Annotated in this window: 14 protein-coding genes; 6 read left to right on the top strand and 8 right to left on the bottom strand. The window is 70.8% G+C overall.

Annotation, left to right across the window (positions count from 1 at the left end; translation table 11 throughout):
* Positions 1 to 84 precede the first annotated feature (84 nt).
* Together ACTMTJ_RS14890 and ACTMTJ_RS14885 are read left to right on the top strand one after the other, a co-directional pair.
* Complete coding sequence (locus tag ACTMTJ_RS14890; RefSeq protein WP_441216978.1) at positions 85 to 318, top strand: hypothetical protein; 234 nt, start codon at positions 85 to 87, stop codon at positions 316 to 318.
* 44 nt (positions 319 to 362) lie between these two features.
* Positions 363 to 1,325 carry a glutamate ABC transporter substrate-binding protein gene (locus ACTMTJ_RS14885; RefSeq protein WP_441216977.1) on the top strand — a complete coding sequence of 321 codons (963 nt, stop codon included), beginning with the start codon at positions 363 to 365 and terminating at the stop codon, positions 1,323 to 1,325.
* Positions 1,326 to 1,659: 334 nt separating this feature from the next.
* Here ACTMTJ_RS14885 and ACTMTJ_RS14880 read toward each other — a convergent pair whose 3' ends face one another.
* From ACTMTJ_RS14880 to ACTMTJ_RS14865, 4 genes are all read right to left on the bottom strand, one after another.
* Positions 1,660 to 2,871, bottom strand: a complete 1,212-nt coding sequence (locus tag ACTMTJ_RS14880) for an MFS transporter (RefSeq protein ID WP_441216976.1) — start codon at positions 2,869 to 2,871, stop codon at positions 1,660 to 1,662.
* A gap of 147 nt (positions 2,872 to 3,018) precedes the next feature.
* Positions 3,019 to 3,888: a carbohydrate ABC transporter permease gene (locus ACTMTJ_RS14875; protein ID WP_441216975.1), complete on the bottom strand. Its 870-nt coding sequence runs from the start codon at positions 3,886 to 3,888 to the stop codon at positions 3,019 to 3,021.
* Positions 3,885 to 4,829 carry a carbohydrate ABC transporter permease gene (locus ACTMTJ_RS14870; RefSeq protein WP_441216974.1) on the bottom strand — a complete coding sequence of 315 codons (945 nt, stop codon included), beginning with the start codon at positions 4,827 to 4,829 and terminating at the stop codon, positions 3,885 to 3,887. The genes ACTMTJ_RS14875 and ACTMTJ_RS14870 overlap by 4 nt, the downstream gene beginning before the upstream one ends.
* An 82-nt stretch (positions 4,830 to 4,911) precedes the next feature.
* Positions 4,912 to 6,237 (bottom strand): sugar ABC transporter substrate-binding protein, encoded by a 1,326-nt coding sequence (locus tag ACTMTJ_RS14865; RefSeq protein WP_441216973.1) that lies wholly within the window; start codon positions 6,235 to 6,237, stop codon positions 4,912 to 4,914.
* A gap of 406 nt (positions 6,238 to 6,643) precedes the next feature.
* Between ACTMTJ_RS14865 and ACTMTJ_RS14860 the strand changes: the two genes are divergently transcribed.
* The 4 genes from ACTMTJ_RS14860 to ACTMTJ_RS14845 all read left to right on the top strand — a co-directional run bounded on the left by ACTMTJ_RS14860 (position 6,644) and on the right by ACTMTJ_RS14845 (position 12,068).
* Positions 6,644 to 9,085, top strand: coding sequence for a PQQ-dependent sugar dehydrogenase (locus ACTMTJ_RS14860; protein WP_441216972.1), 2,442 nt, complete (start codon positions 6,644 to 6,646; stop codon positions 9,083 to 9,085).
* Positions 9,086 to 9,097: 12 nt separating this feature from the next.
* Positions 9,098 to 10,519: a cellulase family glycosylhydrolase gene (locus tag ACTMTJ_RS14855; RefSeq protein WP_441216971.1), complete on the top strand. Its 1,422-nt coding sequence runs from the start codon at positions 9,098 to 9,100 to the stop codon at positions 10,517 to 10,519.
* 111 nt (positions 10,520 to 10,630) lie between these two features.
* Positions 10,631 to 11,194 (top strand): helix-turn-helix domain-containing protein, encoded by a 564-nt coding sequence (locus tag ACTMTJ_RS14850; RefSeq protein ID WP_441216970.1) that lies wholly within the window; start codon positions 10,631 to 10,633, stop codon positions 11,192 to 11,194.
* Positions 11,181 to 12,068 carry an SRPBCC family protein gene (locus ACTMTJ_RS14845; protein WP_441216969.1) on the top strand — a complete coding sequence of 296 codons (888 nt, stop codon included), beginning with the start codon at positions 11,181 to 11,183 and terminating at the stop codon, positions 12,066 to 12,068. The genes ACTMTJ_RS14850 and ACTMTJ_RS14845 overlap by 14 nt, the downstream gene beginning before the upstream one ends.
* Before the next feature lie 11 nt (positions 12,069 to 12,079).
* Here ACTMTJ_RS14845 and ACTMTJ_RS14840 read toward each other — a convergent pair whose 3' ends face one another.
* The 4 genes from ACTMTJ_RS14840 to ACTMTJ_RS14825 form a co-directional block, all read right to left on the bottom strand.
* A complete protein-coding gene (locus tag ACTMTJ_RS14840) occupies positions 12,080 to 12,577 on the bottom strand; it encodes a beta-galactosidase trimerization domain-containing protein (RefSeq protein WP_441216968.1) in 498 nt (165 codons plus the stop codon).
* A 67-nt stretch (positions 12,578 to 12,644) separates the two neighbouring features.
* Positions 12,645 to 14,693: an alpha-galactosidase gene (locus ACTMTJ_RS14835; RefSeq protein ID WP_441216967.1), complete on the bottom strand. Its 2,049-nt coding sequence runs from the start codon at positions 14,691 to 14,693 to the stop codon at positions 12,645 to 12,647.
* A gap of 77 nt (positions 14,694 to 14,770) precedes the next feature.
* Positions 14,771 to 15,478, bottom strand: coding sequence for a cellulose binding domain-containing protein (locus ACTMTJ_RS14830; RefSeq protein WP_441217165.1), 708 nt, complete (start codon positions 15,476 to 15,478; stop codon positions 14,771 to 14,773).
* A complete protein-coding gene (locus ACTMTJ_RS14825; RefSeq protein WP_441216966.1) occupies positions 15,400 to 15,963 on the bottom strand; it encodes a LacI family DNA-binding transcriptional regulator in 564 nt (187 codons plus the stop codon). Before ACTMTJ_RS14825 ends, ACTMTJ_RS14830 begins: the two co-directional genes overlap by 79 nt.
* Between the last annotated feature and the right edge of the window lie 198 nt (positions 15,964 to 16,161).

Below are 16,161 nucleotides of genomic sequence, written 5' to 3'. Positions count from 1 at the left end.
TCCGCGTCAGCTCCCTGACACTCCGGCGGCCGCCACACGGGGACACTGGTTGGAGTGGTCGCGCGGGACTCGGAGGGCAGAGCGGTGAAAGCTGAACCCCCCGATCTCCTCGACCGGATCCTCGGTTACCCGATCGCCGCCGGCGCGGTGGCCGCCGCCGTGTGGGCCGTCGTTCTGCTCTGCACGGGCGAGTGGAAGGCCGCCATAGCGGACGCGTTCGTCGCGGCCTACCTGGGGAGGGCGATTCCCCGCATCGCTCCGGACGTTCGGGATTTGCTGACGATGGGACGGCGCCGCCGCCGGCCGAAGCCTGGCTGACCACGTCGGGCCGTTGTTGACGGCTGTCGTTACCGTTCCGCCTGATGACGTGGTTGTCGGGTAGAGCGGCAGCGGTGACCGCCGTGCTGGCCCTGGTCGGGGCCGGCGGGTGTGCGGCCGGGCGGCCGGCCGCCGTCGAGCCGTCAGCGGCGGCGGCGCAGGCTCCCCGGCCGGCCGGGGTTCAGGATCCGGCCTCGCCGCCGCCCTCCGAGGAGCCGGCGGAGCGATGCGACCCTCGGGCCAGCCTGCGCCCCGCCGCCGGCGGCGGCTCCACGGTCGCGAAGATCCGGGCCCGTGGCCGCCTTGTCGCGGGTGTCAGCCAGAACGCGTACCAGATGGGCTTCCGTGACCCGACCACCGGGGAGCTGGCCGGCTTCGAGATCGACCTGGTCCGCGAGATCGCCCTCGACCTGCTCGGCAGCCGCGACAAGGTCCGGTTCGTGGCGCTGGGTGCCGCCGACCGGGTCCCCAGCCTCGCCGACGGCTCCGTCGACCTCGTCGCCCGCACGATGACCATGACCTGCCGTGACTGGCGGCAGGTGGCGTTCTCCACCGAGTACTTCAGCGCGGCCCAGCGCCTGCTCGTGCCGCGCGGCGCCGGCATCGCCACGATGGACGACCTCGTCGGGCGGAAGGTCTGCGCCGCGGCCGGCAGCACCTCCATACGCAACATCGCCGGGTACCCCGGAGTCGTCCCCGTCGCGACGACCGAGGTCATCGACTGCCTGGTGCTGCTCCAGCAGTACCAGATCGCCGCGGTGTCCACATCGGACGTCCTGCTCGCCGGCCTCGCCGCCCAGGACCCCACCACGGTCGTGGTGGGCCCGTCTCTGGCCGTCCAGCCGTACGGCGTCGCCACCGCACCGGCCGCCACCGACCTGGTCCGGGCGGTCAACCGGGTGCTGGAGCGGATCCGCCAGGACGGCACCTGGCAGGCCATGCACCGGCGCTGGCTGTCCGGCCTCGGACCCGCCCCGCCACCGCCGGCGCCCCGCTACCGCGACTGACCGGCGCCACCGCACCACGCCGGCCGTCGCGCTAGAGACCTTTCGGGGCCAGGATCGCCGCTCGCCGTGGCGTTGCTTCAGGCATATTTTGCCCATGTCCGCGTCAGCCGCGGACCGTATGCTCCCGCGGGCACCGCTCCCGGCCGGCGGCTCGCCAGGGCGAGCCGAGTTCCCCGGCCGTCCACGCCCCGCCGGTGGCGCGCAGGGGTGAGCGTGACCAGCGGCGGATGGGTGAGGCCGCGGGAGCAGCGGTCTGGACCACGACGGACGCCGCGGTAGCTCAAATCTCTGTCTAAATAGGGGTTGACGCCACCCGACTCCGAAGCTATCTAGCTCACACCTTTGTGTTCGCCATGGGTTTGGCGGCCGCGGAGGCCGCGGTGACCACCATGACGGCGAGGCCGAGCGCGACGACCGCGGCGCCTACGTACAGCGGTGCGGTGTAGCCGAGGCCGGCGGTGATGGCGAGGCCGCCGAGCCAGGCGCCCAGGGCGTTGCCGACGTTGGAGGCCGATACGTTGGCGCTGGCGGCGAGCGGGGCGCCGCCGGCGGCGTCCGTGACGCGGGTGATCATGCCGGGGACGCTCGCGAAGCCGAAGACGCCCATCAGGAATATCAGGACCACCGACGCGACCCGGCTGCCGGCCAGCAGCCCGAACGCCGCGAGCGTGGCGGCAAGTCCGGCCAGCGACACGATCAGCGTGCGATCGCGGTCACGGTCGGCCGCCCTCCCACCGGCGACGTTGCCGATCACCAGGCCGGTGCCGTACACGACGAGCAGCCAGGCGACGTCGGCGCTGGAGAAGCCGGTGACCTCGGTGAAGGTGTACGCGATGTAGCTGAACGCGCCGAACATGCCGCCGTAGCCGAGCGCGGTCGCGGCGAGGGTGAGCCAGACCTGCCCGGAGCGGAAGGCGCGCAGCTGGCGGCGAAGCCCGGCCGGCCGGTGCGCCTCGTTGACCGCGCCCGCCCAGGCCGGCACCCACACCGCGATGGCGGCCACGGCCAGCACGCCGATCCCGGTGATCGCCCAGAAGGTGGCGCGCCAACCCCAGCGTTCGCCGACCAGGGCGCCGAACGGCACGCCCAGCACGTTGGCGACCGTCAGCCCGGCGAACATCACGGCGACCGCGCGTGAGGCCCGCTCCGGCGGCACCATGCGGCGGGCGACGAGCGAGCCGATGCCGAAGAACGAGCCGTGGCACAACGCGGCGACGATCCGGCCGAACAGCGCCACGACGTAGTTGGGCGCGACGGCGGAGAGCAGGTTGCCGAGCACGAACAACGCCACCAACCCGACGAGGACGGCCTTGCGGTGCAAGCGGGTGGTGGCGGCGGTCAGCAGGATCGCTCCGACCGCGACGCTGAGGGCGTATCCCGAGATGAGCCACCCGGCCGCGGCCTCCGAGACGCCCAGGTCGCCGCTCACCTGTGGCAGCAGGCCCGCGATGACGAACTCGGTCAGCCCGATCCCGAAGCTGCCCAGCGCGAGCGCGACCAACCCGGCCGGCATCCGCCGCGCCTCCCCGTCCTGTTGGATGTCCATCCGACGATCTTGGCCGATCAGCCTCGACCTGGTCACCTCGACCCGGTTACGGGAGGCTTGGGTCGGCGCAGCAGGCGCTCGACACCTTGCTCGCCGCGATGCCGAGCCGGGCTGACCGCGGACCGGGCGTCCCGGTAACGCCGCTCGTCAGCCCTTGATGGCGCCGCTCGTCAGGCCGCGGACGAACTGCCGCTGGAACGCCAGGAACGCCAGCACCGACGGCAGCAGCGCGAGCATGGCGGCGGCGAGCAGCACGCCGATGCCCACCTCCTCGTCGGAACGCAGCGTCCGCAACGCGATGGGCAGCGTGTACTGCGACGGCTCGGTCGCGACGATCAGGGGGAGCAGGTACTGGTCCCAGATCATCGTGAAGCCGAAGACGCCGATGACGCCGAGCGCCGGGCGGCACAGCGGCAGGACCACCGAGAAGAACGTGCGCAGCTCGCCCGCACCATCGATGCGCGCCGCCTCCTCGAGCTCCACCGGCACCTCCTTCATGAACTCGGTCATCACGAGGATGGAGAAGCCCCACGCGGCGACCGGCAGGATCATGCCGGCGTACGAGCCGATGAGGTTGAGGTGGAAGGGCGGCAGGTCGGCCAGCACGACCGAGAGCGGGATCGCGATGACCTCCTCCGGCAGCATCATCGTCGCCAGGATCAGCAGCATCACCACGGCCGCGCCGCGCATCCGCTTGCGGGCCAGGGCGTAGGCGGCGAAGACGCTCACGGCTATCTGGAGCAGCAGGCCGAGGCCCACGACCACGAGCGAGTTGAACAGGTACCGGTACACGCCGCGCTGCTCGGCGCGTACGAAGTTGTCCACTGTGAACCCGCCCTCGGGCACGAGCGAGAACTTGGTCGGGTCGACCACCCGGCTGAACGCCCCGATGAGCAGGGCCACCAGCGGGCCGGCGAACACCATCACCATGGCGCCGAACAGCACCACCTTGCCGACCGTCGCGAGTGGACCGCGGCGGGCGTCCAGGCCCAGCACGCTGTCGTACCGCTGGCTCATGTCTCTCCTCTGCGTCGCATGAGGCGGACGGCGACGGTAAGCGCGGCCGTGGCCAGGAAGAGCACGACCGACCCGGCGGCGGCGACGCCGAGCTCGCCGCGCTGGAGGCCGAGCTTGTAGATGAGGGTCATCAGCACCTCGGTCGAGCCGTTGGGCGCGCCGTTGGTGAGCAGGAAGACCTCGGTGAAGACGCGCAGCCCGCGGATCGCGGCGAGCGTGAAGAGGATCGCGAACACCGGCCGCAGCGCCGGCACGGTCACGTGGCGGAAGCGCCGCCACGTCGAGGCGCCGTCGACCGCGGCCGACTCGTACAGCGTGCGGTCCACGCCCGCCAGGCCGGCCAGGAAGATCATCATGTCGTACGGCGCGCCGCGCCAGATGCCGACGGCCATGATGGAGGCCAGGGACGTGTCCTCGTCGGCGAGGTACGGCTGGGGGCCGACGCCGATCCAGCCGATGAGGCTGTTGAGCGGTCCGTCGGCCGCCGGGTGGTACATGATGCGCCACACCTCGGCGATGACCGCCATGGTGGTGACCACCGGCAGAAACGCGGCGGTGCGGACCAGCCACAGATGCCGGGCCGTGCCCTCGACGAGCAGCGCGAGCAGCAGTCCTAAGAGGAGGGAACCGGCGGTGGTGCCGGCCGCCAGCAGGACCGTGTGCCAGATGGCGCTGGTGAACGCGTCGTCCGAGACGATGGTGGTGTAGTTGTCGCCGCCCACCCACCGGTCGCCGAGGTAGGTGCGCACCTCGAAGAAGCTCATCCGCACGCCCTGTGCCATGGGGATGAACTTGAAGTACAGGAAGAGGATCAGGGCGGGTGCGAGAAACAGCCACGGCACGGCGGCGCTGCCGTGGCGGCGGCGCCGCCGGCGGGCCGTGGGCGGATGCGGCGCGGGCGGTCCGCCCTTGTCGACCTCGGTAGGTGTGGTCACCGCCATCCGGTGTCCTCCTTCCAAACGCTCGGTCAGGGACCCGCGAACGGCGCCCACCACGCCGCGCGCGGACCCCCGACCGGCCGGATCAGGCGGCCTGGACGTCCTGTTTGGACAACTCCGCACCGAGCTGCCCGGCGAGACGGTCCATCGACTGCCTGACGTCGGAGGCGCAGTCGGCCATCACGGCGTTGAGCCCGTCGGCCGCGACCTGGCGGAACGGCGCCCAGTTGGGCACGTTCGGCGTGTAGACGCCGGCGGTGTCGTACGCCTTCTGGAAGACGCCCCAGCGCTCGTCCTTGCGGACGGTGGCCATGTCCACTGTGGTGTTCGCCGGCAGGCGGACGATGGCGCCGGGGTTGTCGGCGTTCATGCCGATCGTCTGGCCCTCGACGGAGGCGGCGAACTCGGCGAACTTGACCTGTCCCGCCTCGTTGTCCGAGCCGGCCATCAGGTACACGTTCTCACCCTCGGCGAGCGTGCCCGGCCCGCCGGACGGACCCTTGGGCACCTCGATCGCCTCGATCTTCTCGGTGCCCATGCTCTTCACGAACCGGGCCAGCACGTACGGGCCGACCAGGTAGATGCCGGCCTGGCCCTTCTCGAAGACCTCGTGCGAGCTGGTGGTGTTGAGGTTGACCGCGCCGGGGTTGACCGTCTTGCGGGTGCAGAACTGCTCCTTGAGCCAGGTCGCGGCCTCCACCGACTTGGCGTTGTTGATGGCCGGTCGCCACTTGCCCTCGCCGGCCGCTTCGACGAAGTCGCCACCGTTGGCCCACAGGTACGAGGAGAAGTACCAGGACATGTAGCCGCGCTGGGTGGTGCCGGGCACGACGAAGCCGTACGTGTCCTTCTTGCCGTTGCCGTCGGGGTCGCGCTCGGTGAAGGCGGTGCCGAGGTCGGCCAGCTCGGCCCAGGTCTTCGGCGCCGGAAGCTTCAGCTTCGCCCGCCAGTCGGCCCGGACCAGCAGCGCGAACGACTGGGCCGAGAACGGCATCGCATAGTACTTGCCGTCGGCGGCCTGTGCGGCCTTCCACGCCCGGTCGGCGAGCTTGTCGCCGCCGCCGATGGTGCCCCGGTCGACCTCGCGCAGCCAGCCCTGCTGCTGCATGTTGCCCAGCTGGGCGGTGTCGTTGATGACGATGTCGGGGAGCTGGCGCTGGGCCGCCTGCTGCTGGAGCTTGGTCTCGAAGTCGTCGAAGATGGCCACCACCTTCGACGGGATCTTGGTGGACGCGGTGAACGCCTCGGCGAGGCGCTGCGCGGTCTTCTCCGAGTCGGAGCCGGGCGCCTGGCGGATCCAGATCTCGATCGGCGCGTCCGGGTCCTGTGCGGACGACTCTCCGGTGGACGAGCAGCCGGCGAGGGCGACCGCGAGCGCGGCGACGACGGCGATCGGGAAGCGACGTGGCATGTGCCCTCCTACCCCGTACACATATGTGGAAGGCTGTCGCCCTGCCGGCGGCAGTCCACGTGAACGTATCGATTACGATCCCTGACGTCAACCAGGCGGCAACTGATTAGAGATCCCATCTATTGCCGAGCCTTCCGTAGATGAGGACCTATATGTAGGCTCCCGTAACGGACCAGCTTCCTTACTAATCCGATCTCTGTCGCACCGGGCAACGGTAGCGAGCGTGGACGCCATCCGCCTGATCTCGACCGCCTGGACGTGACCATGGCCGCCCAGGGCGTCGCCCGGCTCCGTGGCCCGCATCGATGTCGGTGCGGGTCACGGAGGCAGAATCATAATCTTCCATCTTTTAATGGGATTTGTTAACCTCGATCTGTTAGTCAGCTTTCCTAACTATAGGAGAATCATGAAACGACGCAAGGCCGCCGCACTCGTCGCCTCGGTGGCGCTGATCGTCGTCGCGCCGGTGAGCGCCGCGCAGGCGGCACCGAGCCGGTACGAGGCGGAAAGCGCGCCGGCACAGTGTGACGGCACCATCGACTCCAACCACGCCGGCTTCTCGGGCAGCGGCTTCTGCAACGCCGCCAACGCGGTCGGCGGGTTCGCGCAGTTCACCGTGAGCGCGCCCAACGCGGGCACGGCGACCATCCAGATCCGGTACGCGAACGGCACGACGGCGGACCGCGGCGCCGACGTCCTCGTCAACGGCACGGTGGTGCAGGGCGCGTCGTCGTTTCCGTCGACCGGGGCGTGGAGCACCTGGGCCACCAAGACCGTGACGGCCCAGGTCAGCTCGGGCGGCAACACCATCCGGATCCAGGGCACGACGGCCAACGGACCGCCAAACCTCGACTACGTCGACTTCGAAGTCGCCCCGCCCCAGCAGTTCACCGAGTACCAGGCGGAGAGCTGCACGATCAACCAGGGCGTCGTCGAGTCCAACCACGCCGGCTTCACCGGCACCGGCTTCGTCAACGGCGACAACGTGTCCGGCAGCGGCATCACGTGCACGGTCGGCAATCCGGGCACGGCCGGCTCGTACGGCGTCGAGGTGCGCTACGCCAACGGCACGGCGGCGGTGCGCCCGATGACCCTGACCGTCAACGGCAGCACCGCGGCGACCATCCAGTTCGAAGGCACGGGCGCCTGGACGACCTGGGGCACCCAGACCGTCAACGTCAACCTCGCCAGCGGCGGCAACACGATCGCCCTCGCGTCGACCACCGCCGGCGGCGGGCCCAACCTGGACCGCCTGCGGGTGGCCGCCCCGGTCGACACGCAGCGGCCGACGGCTCCCGGCCAGCCGACGTGCAGCGGGATAGGTGAGTCCGAAATGGACCTGGCCTGGCCGGCGTCGAGCGACGACACCGGCGTCGTCGCCTACGACATCTTCAACCTGGGCACGCAGATCGCCACCGCCCCGTCGCCGCCCGCGCCGCCGTTCCACCTGACCGGGCTCCAGCCCAACTTCCAGTACCAGATCTCGGTCTTCGCCCGCGACGCCGCCGGCAACGTCTCGGACACCAGCCCCGAGGTGCTGTGCAAGACCCTGGCGATCGACGACCCGACACCGCCGACCGCGCCGACCAACCTCACCTCCGCCACGGTCACCCAGACCTCCGTGAACCTGACCTGGGGAGCCGCCACCGACAACCGTGCCGTCACGGGGTACGAGGTGGTCGACGCCAGCGGCACCGTCATCCACACGGTGAGCGGCACGGCGACCAGCACCACGGTCACCGGCCTCACCTGCGACACGGCGTACACCCTGCGGGTCCGGGCCAGAGACGCGGCCGGCAACCGCTCCAACCCGAGCAACGCGGTGACGTTCACGACCGGCGCGTGCAGCCGCGGCACCCCGCAGTCACCCACGACTGTCGGACCGTCCAACTGGGACATTCCGTGGGACATCTCCTGGTATCCCGACGGCTCCGCCGCCCTGGTGACCGAGCGGGACACGTTCCGCGTCTTCAAGCTCACGCCGACCGGCACCAGGACCCAGGTCGGCACCGTGCCCAACAGCGTCACCACCGACGGCGAGGGCGGCCTCATGGGCGTGGCTCTGTCGCCGACCTGGAACGGCACCACCGACCAGGACGTCTTCTTCATGCACACCGCCAACGACGGCGGCACCACGGCCAACCGCGTCGTGCGGATGGCGTTCAACGGCAGTACCCTGTCCAGCCGCGCGGTGCTCGACCTGGGCGGCACGATCCGCAGCAACCGCTATCACAACGGCGGCCGGATCAAGTTCGGACCGGACGGGTTCCTCTACGTCACCACCGGCGAGGCGCAGCAGCCCAGCCTCGCCCAGGACCGCAACTCGCTCAACGGCAAGATCCTGCGGATCACCAAGACCGGTGCGGCGGCGCCGGGCAACCCGTTCGGCACCCGCGTCTACTCGTACGGCCACCGCAACCCGCAGGGTCTCGCCTGGGACTCCGCCGGGCGGCTGTGGTCGTCGGAGCTCGGCAACAGCAGCGCCGACGAGCTCAACCTGATCCTGTCCGGCCGCAACTACGGCTGGCCCGACTGCGAGGGCAGCTGCGGCACCGCCGGGATGGAGAACCCCAAGAAGACGTGGGGCGTCGCGCAGGCCTCGCCGAGCGGCATCGCGATCGTCAACGACACCGTGTACATGGCGGCGCTGCGCGGCCAGCGGCTGTGGCGTGTCGAGCTCAACGGCACCAGCGCCGGGACCACCTCGGCCTACTTCGTGAGCACCTACGGCCGCCTACGCGCGGTCGAGAAGGTGCCCGGCGCGAACGCGATCTGGTTTGGCACCACCAACGAGGACAACAACGGCGACGGCAGCCCCGACGCCATCCGCCGTTCCAACATCCAATAAGGAGAGTGGTCCGTGAACGGGAAGAGAGGTGCGGCCCTGCTGGGTGCAGCCCTGCTGCTGGCCGTAGCTGTACAGTCCGCGGCGTACGCCGCGCCGACGCGCTACGAGGCGGAAAGCGCTCCGGCACAGTGCGGCGGCACGATCGACGCCAACCACGCCGGGTTTTCCGGCAGCGGGTTCTGCAACGCGACCAACGCGGTCGGAGCGTTCGCCCAGTTCACTGTGGACGCGGCGAGCGCCGGCACCGCGACGATCGGCATCCGGTACGCGAACGGCACGACGGCCAACCGGCCGGCGGACATCAGCGTGAACGGGTCGGTGGTGCAGTCGGCCAGCGCGTTCAACGGCACCGGCGCCTGGACGGCGTGGGCCACCAAGACGTTGACGGCCAACCTGACCGCGGGCACCAACACGATCCGCGTCGCGGCGACGACGGCGAACGGCCCGGCGAACATCGACTACGTCGACGTGGACGCCGGCACCCCGCCCAGCGGCGGCACCCCGGTGGCGGTCAACGGCCAGCTGCACGTGTGCGGCGTCAACCTGTGCAACCAGTACAACCGGCCGATCCAGCTGCGCGGCATGTCTTCGCACGGGCTCCAGTGGTACTACCAGTGCCTGAACGGCGCCTCGCTGGACGCGCTCGCCAACGACTGGAAGGCGGACGTGCTGCGCATCTCCATGTACATCCAGGAGGACGGGTACGAGACCAACCCGCGGCTCTTCACCGACCGCGTGCACAACCTCATCGAGATGGCGACCGCACGCGGCATGTACGCCATTGTGGACTGGCACATGCTGGACCCCGGTGACCCCCACTTCAACCTCGCGCGGGCGAAGACGTTCTTCACCGAGATCGCCAGCCGGCACAACAGCAAGACCAACGTCATCTACGAGGTCGCGAACGAGCCCAACGGCGTCTCGTGGTCGACCATCCGCAACTACCACCACCAGATCATCCCGGTGATCCGGGCGCAGGACCCCGACGCGGTCGTCCTGCTCGGCACGAGGGCGTGGTCGTCGCTGGGCGTGTCGGACGGCGCCAGCGAGACCGAGGTCGTCAACAACCCGGTCAACGCCACCAACATCATGTACACGTTCCACTTCTACGCGGCCTCGCACGGCAGCTCCTACCTGAACACGCTGTCCCGCGCCGCCGACCGGATCCCCATGTTCGTCACCGAGTTCGGCACGCAGACCGCGTCCGGCGACGGCGGCAACAACTTCACCCAGTCGCAGGCGTACCTCGACCTGATGGCCCAGAAGAAGATCAGCTGGGTCAACTGGAACTTCTCCGACGACGGACGGTCCGGCGCCGTCTTCACCGCGGGCACCTGCCCCAACGGCACGTTTACCGGCACCAGCCGGCTCAAGCCCGCCGGCGCCTGGGTACGCGACCGCGTCCGCACCCCGGACAACTTCCCGACCAGCTAGAGACCTTTCACCGCACGAAAGAGCGGGCCGCGCGACGAGCGCGGCCCGCTCCCGTATCCCGGCGGGAGCCTATTGACAAAAAATTCTTTTACGTAAAGGATGGTTTTCGCCATGAGAGATGTCGTCTACCTCGACCAGATCCAGCAGGCTGAGGCCCTGCTCAAGCCGCAGCGGATCGAGGTGCTGCGGCAGCTCGCCGAGCCCCGGTCGTGCACCGAGGTGGCGGTCGAGCTCGACCAGACGCCGCAGCGGGTCTACTACCACGTAAAACGCCTGCTGGAGGCCAGCCTCGTGCGGCAGGTGGCCGAGCGTCGGGTGCGCGGGATCCACGAGGGGATCTATCAGGCGGCCGGCCGGTCCTACTGGCTGTCCCCGGGCCTGGTGGGCCGGATCGGGCTGCGCCAGTCGCGCGACCGGCTCAGTCTGGGCTACCTGGTCGACCTGATGGAGGACGTCCAGGCGGAGGTCGCCGCGCTCGACCTCACTCGGCCGGACCTGCCGTCGATCGGCGTTTCCGGAGACATCCGGGTGCGCCCGGAGCAGCGCAAGGCGTTTCTCGACGAGCTCCAGCGGACGCTCCAGGACCTGTTCACCCGCTACGGCGGTGCCGAGGGCGACGCGTTTCGCCTGGCCGTCGCCTGCTATCCGAAGGGAGATCCCGATGACCGAGCCTGATCTGCGCCTGCGCGCGGTCGTTCCGGCCCCGCCGAAGGTCGTGTACGAGGCGCTGACCGACCCGGCCGCGCTGCGTGTGTGGCTGGCCGAGCACGCCGAGGTCGACCTGCCCGGCATGTACCAGTTCTGGGGCCGCTACACGCCCGACGGGGCTGAGCCGCACCAGCGCGTGCTGCACGTCGACGAGCGCACCCTCCGGTTCGCCTGGACCGTCGAGGGTGTTGAGTCCACAGTCGAGTTCGAGCTGGCCGCGGACGAGGGCGGCACGCTGGTGACGCTGAGCCAGAGCGACCTGCCGACCTTCGCGGAGGTGCTGGCCGACAAGGCCGGTGCCCGTGGCGCGCTCCAGACGTTCTGGTCACTGGCGATCGCCAACCTGGCCGACTATCTGGCCGGCCGTGCGCTGACGCCCAAGTGCGACTTCACGTCGAGCGACTTGCGTGCTTCCGTGGTGATCGACGCGCCGCCGGACGCGGTGTTCGAGTCGATGGTCCAGCCCGAGCAGTTCCGCCGCTGGTTCGGCGCCAATGTGGACATCGAGCCATACGTGGGCGGCCGCTTCGCGATGGGTGGGTTCGACCTGGATCCGGGCGGAGCCAGGTTCGTCGAGTTCGAGCCGGACCGCAAGGCGACGCTGCGGTTCGCCGACGGCATGACCGACAGCTGGGAGCTGGAAGGCTCGGACGGCAAGACCCGACTCACCGTGGTGGAGAGCGGGTTCGACCCCACCAACCCGCCGTACGCGGGCTGGACCGGCTGGCTGGCCGGCCTCGCCGCGCTGCGGCGCTACCACGAGCTCCCGCGGTGGCGCTCGATCTGGCGCCAGATCGAGCTGGCCGGTCTGCCCCCGGAGATGTTCAGCGTCGACACGTGAGCTCGTCACGGCTAGCGGCGGAGCTGTTCGAACGACCGCTCATCTTTCCGGCGGTTGGACGAGGACGCGTACGTCCCAGGGGTCGAGGTCGAGTGCCGTGCCGGCGGGGACGGCGGGGACGTCGGTGCCGTCGAGGACGTCGGACAGGTGCGCCGGAGCCGTCGCGCGGCCGGCCCCCAGCTCCAGTTGTGTACGAAGTGGACGCGCTGGCCGTCCGGGGATGTCGCGGTCGTGGCGGTGACCGAGCGCGCCGTGTCACGCCATCCGCTGACCGGTGCGGCTGCCAGCCACCTCGCCAACGCCTGGGCCAGGGCGTGGCCGGGCACCGTGCCGACGTACGTGACCCGGCCCTCGCCGCGGCGGCGGGTGGTGACCGCCGGCCAGCGACCGAAGTGCGGGTGGTCGTACTGGACGAGCACGTCGGCGTCGACGACGGTGAGGGCGTCCGCCCAGCGGGTGGCGGTCGCGCCCTCCGGCAGGCGCAAAGGGCCGCCGGGCACCGCGCGCACAGGGTTTGCCAGCCGATGAAGCCGGTAACCTGGCTGGCCTGAAACTCGCGCCACGCCACGCCCGGCCTTAGCGCCGGCGCAGGTGGACGAGCGTGCTCGCGTGGTCGCCGCGGGGCAGGTCGAGGTCGAGGCCGTGGGCCAGCAGCAGGCCGCCGGGGTAGGGGCGCTCGCCGGCCTCGTACGTCGCGTCCGGGTCGAGGCCGCGCAGCCGCACCGGCAACTCGGGCCGGCCGATCCGGCCCCGAACCCGCCAGGCCAGCACCACGCTCTCGCCGCCCAGGACGTACTGCACCACGACGGTCTGCGCGTCGGGCGGCGTCAGGCGGTACAGCTCGCCGTGCGCGATCACGTGACGGACCCGCTTGTACTCCGCGATGAGCGCGCGGGCCTCGTCGCGTTCGGCCGGCGACCACTCGCGCAGGTTTCCGCTCACGCCGAGCGCGCCGGCCATGGCCACGTGAAACCGGAACCGAAGCGGCGTGGCGCGGCCGTTGATCGGGTTGGGACTCTCGCTCGCCCACGCGCCCATCGCCGCGGCCGGGTACACCTGGCTGTAGCCGGACTGGATGGCGATGCGGTCGACCGGGTCGGTGTTGTCCGACGTCCACACCTGGTCGGTGCGGCGCAGGATGCCGAAGTCGACCCGGCCGCCGCCGCTGGCGCAGCTCTCGATGCGCAGGTGCGGAAAGCGGGCCCGCAGCCGGTCGACGACGTCGTACACGTTACGGGTGTGCGCGGCGGTCGACGGCGGACCCGGCTCGGTGAACGGCCGGTTCATGTCCCACTTCAGGAAGTCGATCGCGTTGTCGGTCAGCAGCCGGGACAGCCACTCGTACGCCCATTCGGCCACATCGGACCGTCCGAAGTCGAGGGTCAGCTGGTGGCGCACCTCGGTGCGCCGCCGGTGCGGCTGGTGCACGACCCAGTCCGGGTGCGCGCGGTAGAGGTCGGAGTCGGGGTTGACCATCTCCGGCTCGACCCACAGCCCGAAGCGCATCCCCAGCCGGTGCACCTCCTTGACGAGCGGGCCGAGGCCGGACGGGAACCGGTCCGGGTTGGGCGACCAGTCGCCCAACCCGGCGCGGTCGGACAGGCGCGCGCCGAACCAGCCGTCGTCCATCACGTACAGCTCGACACCGAGGTCGGCCGCGATCCGCGCGGTCTCGATCTGGCCGGCCTCGTCGACGTCGAACCAGGTGCCCTCCCACGAGTTGTAGAGCACCGGCCGCTCCTCGGTCGGCGCGGGCAGCACATGCCGCCGGGCGTAGGCGTGCCACTGGTGGCTGGCGCCGCCGAACCCGCCGCCGGTGTACAGGCCGAGCGTCATCGGGGTGTCCAGCCGCTCGCCCGGCCCCAGGGTCCGCGGCGGAGCGGTGTCGTGGTCGGGTCCGGCGAGGACCGAGACGTGGTCGCCGTAGCCGCGCGACGCGGTCAACGTGAACCCGCCGCTGTACGCGAGCGCGACCGTCCACACCTCGCCGTGCTCCTCGGTCGCGTCACCCGGGTCGACCATCAGCCACGGGTTGGTCTGGTGCCGGTGGGTGCCGCGCCGGGAGGTCACGGTGGATTCGCCGTGCGGCAGCGGCACGCGCGACAGCTGAAACTCCGCGCCCCACTCGCCGGCGACGCGGCTCAACCGGTAGCCGGCCCGCCTCGGCAACGTCCACGCGCCCGACTGGAGCGCCTCGACGGTCACCGGCGCGTCGCCGCGGTTGAGTAGCACCGCCCACCGCTCGACGACGTCGCAGTCGCCGTGCACGCGGTAGTGGAGCTCGAGCGCGACCGGATAGTGGTCGTCGACGAGCGTGATCGTGAGGCCCGGGCCGTCGGACGAGTGCGACTCGTACCGCCAGGACACCGAACGCGCCCCGTCGCCGAAGTCGACCACCAGCGCGGGCGGCCCGAAGCGCAGCCCGCCCTCACCCGGAAACTCCTCGCCGAGCACCTCGCCGTCACCGCCGTCGGGCCGCAGCGGTATCGAGGCCGCCGCGCCGATGCCGAGCGGCGCGCCCCAGTGCACCTGCCGTACGGATCCGTCCACGACCCGTACCGCGTAGCTGGTGCGCGGCGTGCTCAGCAGGAACGTCCGGCTGTCGGGGTCAAACTCCACAGTCATTCCGCCAAGTCTGCTTCATCGGTGATCGGAAAGCGGGCCGGGTGCGTGCGCACCCGGCCCGACGTGTCGGTCCTCGGTCAACTGGCGGTGCAGGACAGCGCGGGCGCGCCGTTGCTGCCGGTCCAGCTGCCGATGAACCCGAAGGTGGCGCTGGCCCCGGCGCCGAGTGCGCCGTTGTAGCTCACGTTGCGGGCCGTCACCTGCGAGCCGCTGGCGGTGACGGTCGCGTTCCAGGCCTGGTTGACGCTCTGGCCGTTGGCGAACGTCCAGGTCACCGTCCAGCCTCTGATGGCCGAGCCGCCGGCCGTCACGCGCACGTCGCCCTGGAACCCGCCGGGCCACTGGCCGACGATCGCGTACGTCGCCGCGCAGGCCCCGGAGCCGGGCGGCGGCGTCGTGACCGGCGGCGTGGTGACGGGCGGCGTGGTCACCGGCGGTGTCGTGACCGGGGGAGTGGTGGTCGGGTTGCCGCCGCCGAAGATGGTGGCCTCGCGGGAGGTCGCCTTGATGCCGTTGGCGCCGTTGAAGATGCGCTCACCCCACGTGGTCAGCTGGGCCGGGTTGAAGTTCGTCGCCATGTCCAGGATCGGGTCGGTGTTGCCGCTCCACGACCAGGCGAGGTAGCCGAGCCCGCGGGCCTGCGCCTCGGACAGGATCGTGTCGTGGTCGACCTCACCGGAGTTGAACCGCCAGCCGAACTCGCCGATCACCAGCGGCCAGCCGTTGGCCTGGAACCGGTTGAGGTAGTCCACGATGGACGCCGCGGTGTTGAACACCGCGTACATGTGGATGGACAGCACGGTGTTGCGCTGGCTGTCGGCGTTGAGGATCGTCTGCGCGTTGTCCCGCATGACACGACCGGCGTGCCGCGCTCGACCACCCGCAGCAGCTCCCGCGGGTCGGGCTCGAGCGGCGAGATGATGATGCCGCGCACCGCCTGCGTTTGCAGCAGGTCGAGCAGCTGCTTCTCCTTCGCCGCGCGAAGGTCGGTGCTGCACGTGAGCAGCAGGCAGCCCGCTTCGGCGAGCTTGTCTTCGGCGCCCCTGTTGACCTCGGCGTAGAACGGGTTGGCGAGGTCGAGGGTGATGCTGCCGACGATCGGGCTGGGCAGGCCGCGCAGCTGGCGGGCCGGCCCGTGCGGCACGTAGCCGACGCCGTCGATCGCCTCCTCCACCCGCCGGCGGGTCTCCGGCGCGACGATCGAGGGCCGGCTCAGCACGTTGGCGACGGTGGAGACCGAAACACCCGCCGCCCGCGCGACCTCCCGCATGCTCCTGCGACCCACGGGCGCCCCGTCCGCCACCGCTGTCCCTCCAGCCGTCTTTCGCGCACCTTATCCGACCCGCGCGAGCACAGCGCCCGCCGAGTTCCCCGACCTCCGGCCCGACTGGCGTGGTTCGGGCGGTCAGCCGCCTAGGGGGCCCGGGACGCGTCGTCCTCCAGCGCGGCAAGGGCCGCGCGCACCTGA

The sequence above is a fragment of the Phytohabitans sp. LJ34 genome (assembly GCF_052068095.1).
GTDB lineage: Bacteria > Actinomycetota > Actinomycetes > Mycobacteriales > Micromonosporaceae > Phytohabitans.
Note: the sequence above shows the minus strand (reverse complement) of the source record. Positions and strands in the feature narration are given on the sequence as shown.

Excerpts from the sequence above, each read along its gene's own strand:
- ACTMTJ_RS14885 (WP_441216977.1), top strand. The coding sequence starts at position 363 with ATGACGTGGTTGTCGGGTAGAGCGGCAGCGGTGACCGCCGTGCTGGCC.
- ACTMTJ_RS14880 (WP_441216976.1), bottom strand. The coding sequence starts at position 2,871 with ATGGACATCCAACAGGACGGGGAGGCGCGGCGGATGCCGGCCGGGTTG.
- ACTMTJ_RS14875 (WP_441216975.1), bottom strand. The coding sequence starts at position 3,888 with ATGAGCCAGCGGTACGACAGCGTGCTGGGCCTGGACGCCCGCCGCGGT.
- ACTMTJ_RS14870 (WP_441216974.1), bottom strand. The coding sequence starts at position 4,829 with ATGGCGGTGACCACACCTACCGAGGTCGACAAGGGCGGACCGCCCGCG.
- ACTMTJ_RS14865 (WP_441216973.1), bottom strand. The coding sequence starts at position 6,237 with ATGCCACGTCGCTTCCCGATCGCCGTCGTCGCCGCGCTCGCGGTCGCC.
- ACTMTJ_RS14860 (WP_441216972.1), top strand. The coding sequence starts at position 6,644 with ATGAAACGACGCAAGGCCGCCGCACTCGTCGCCTCGGTGGCGCTGATC.
- ACTMTJ_RS14850 (WP_441216970.1), top strand. The coding sequence starts at position 10,631 with ATGAGAGATGTCGTCTACCTCGACCAGATCCAGCAGGCTGAGGCCCTG.
- ACTMTJ_RS14845 (WP_441216969.1), top strand. The coding sequence starts at position 11,181 with ATGACCGAGCCTGATCTGCGCCTGCGCGCGGTCGTTCCGGCCCCGCCG.
- ACTMTJ_RS14835 (WP_441216967.1), bottom strand. The coding sequence starts at position 14,693 with ATGACTGTGGAGTTTGACCCCGACAGCCGGACGTTCCTGCTGAGCACG.
- ACTMTJ_RS14830 (WP_441217165.1), bottom strand. The coding sequence starts at position 15,478 with ATGTACGCGGTGTTCAACACCGCGGCGTCCATCGTGGACTACCTCAAC.
- ACTMTJ_RS14825 (WP_441216966.1), bottom strand. The coding sequence starts at position 15,963 with ATGCGGGAGGTCGCGCGGGCGGCGGGTGTTTCGGTCTCCACCGTCGCC.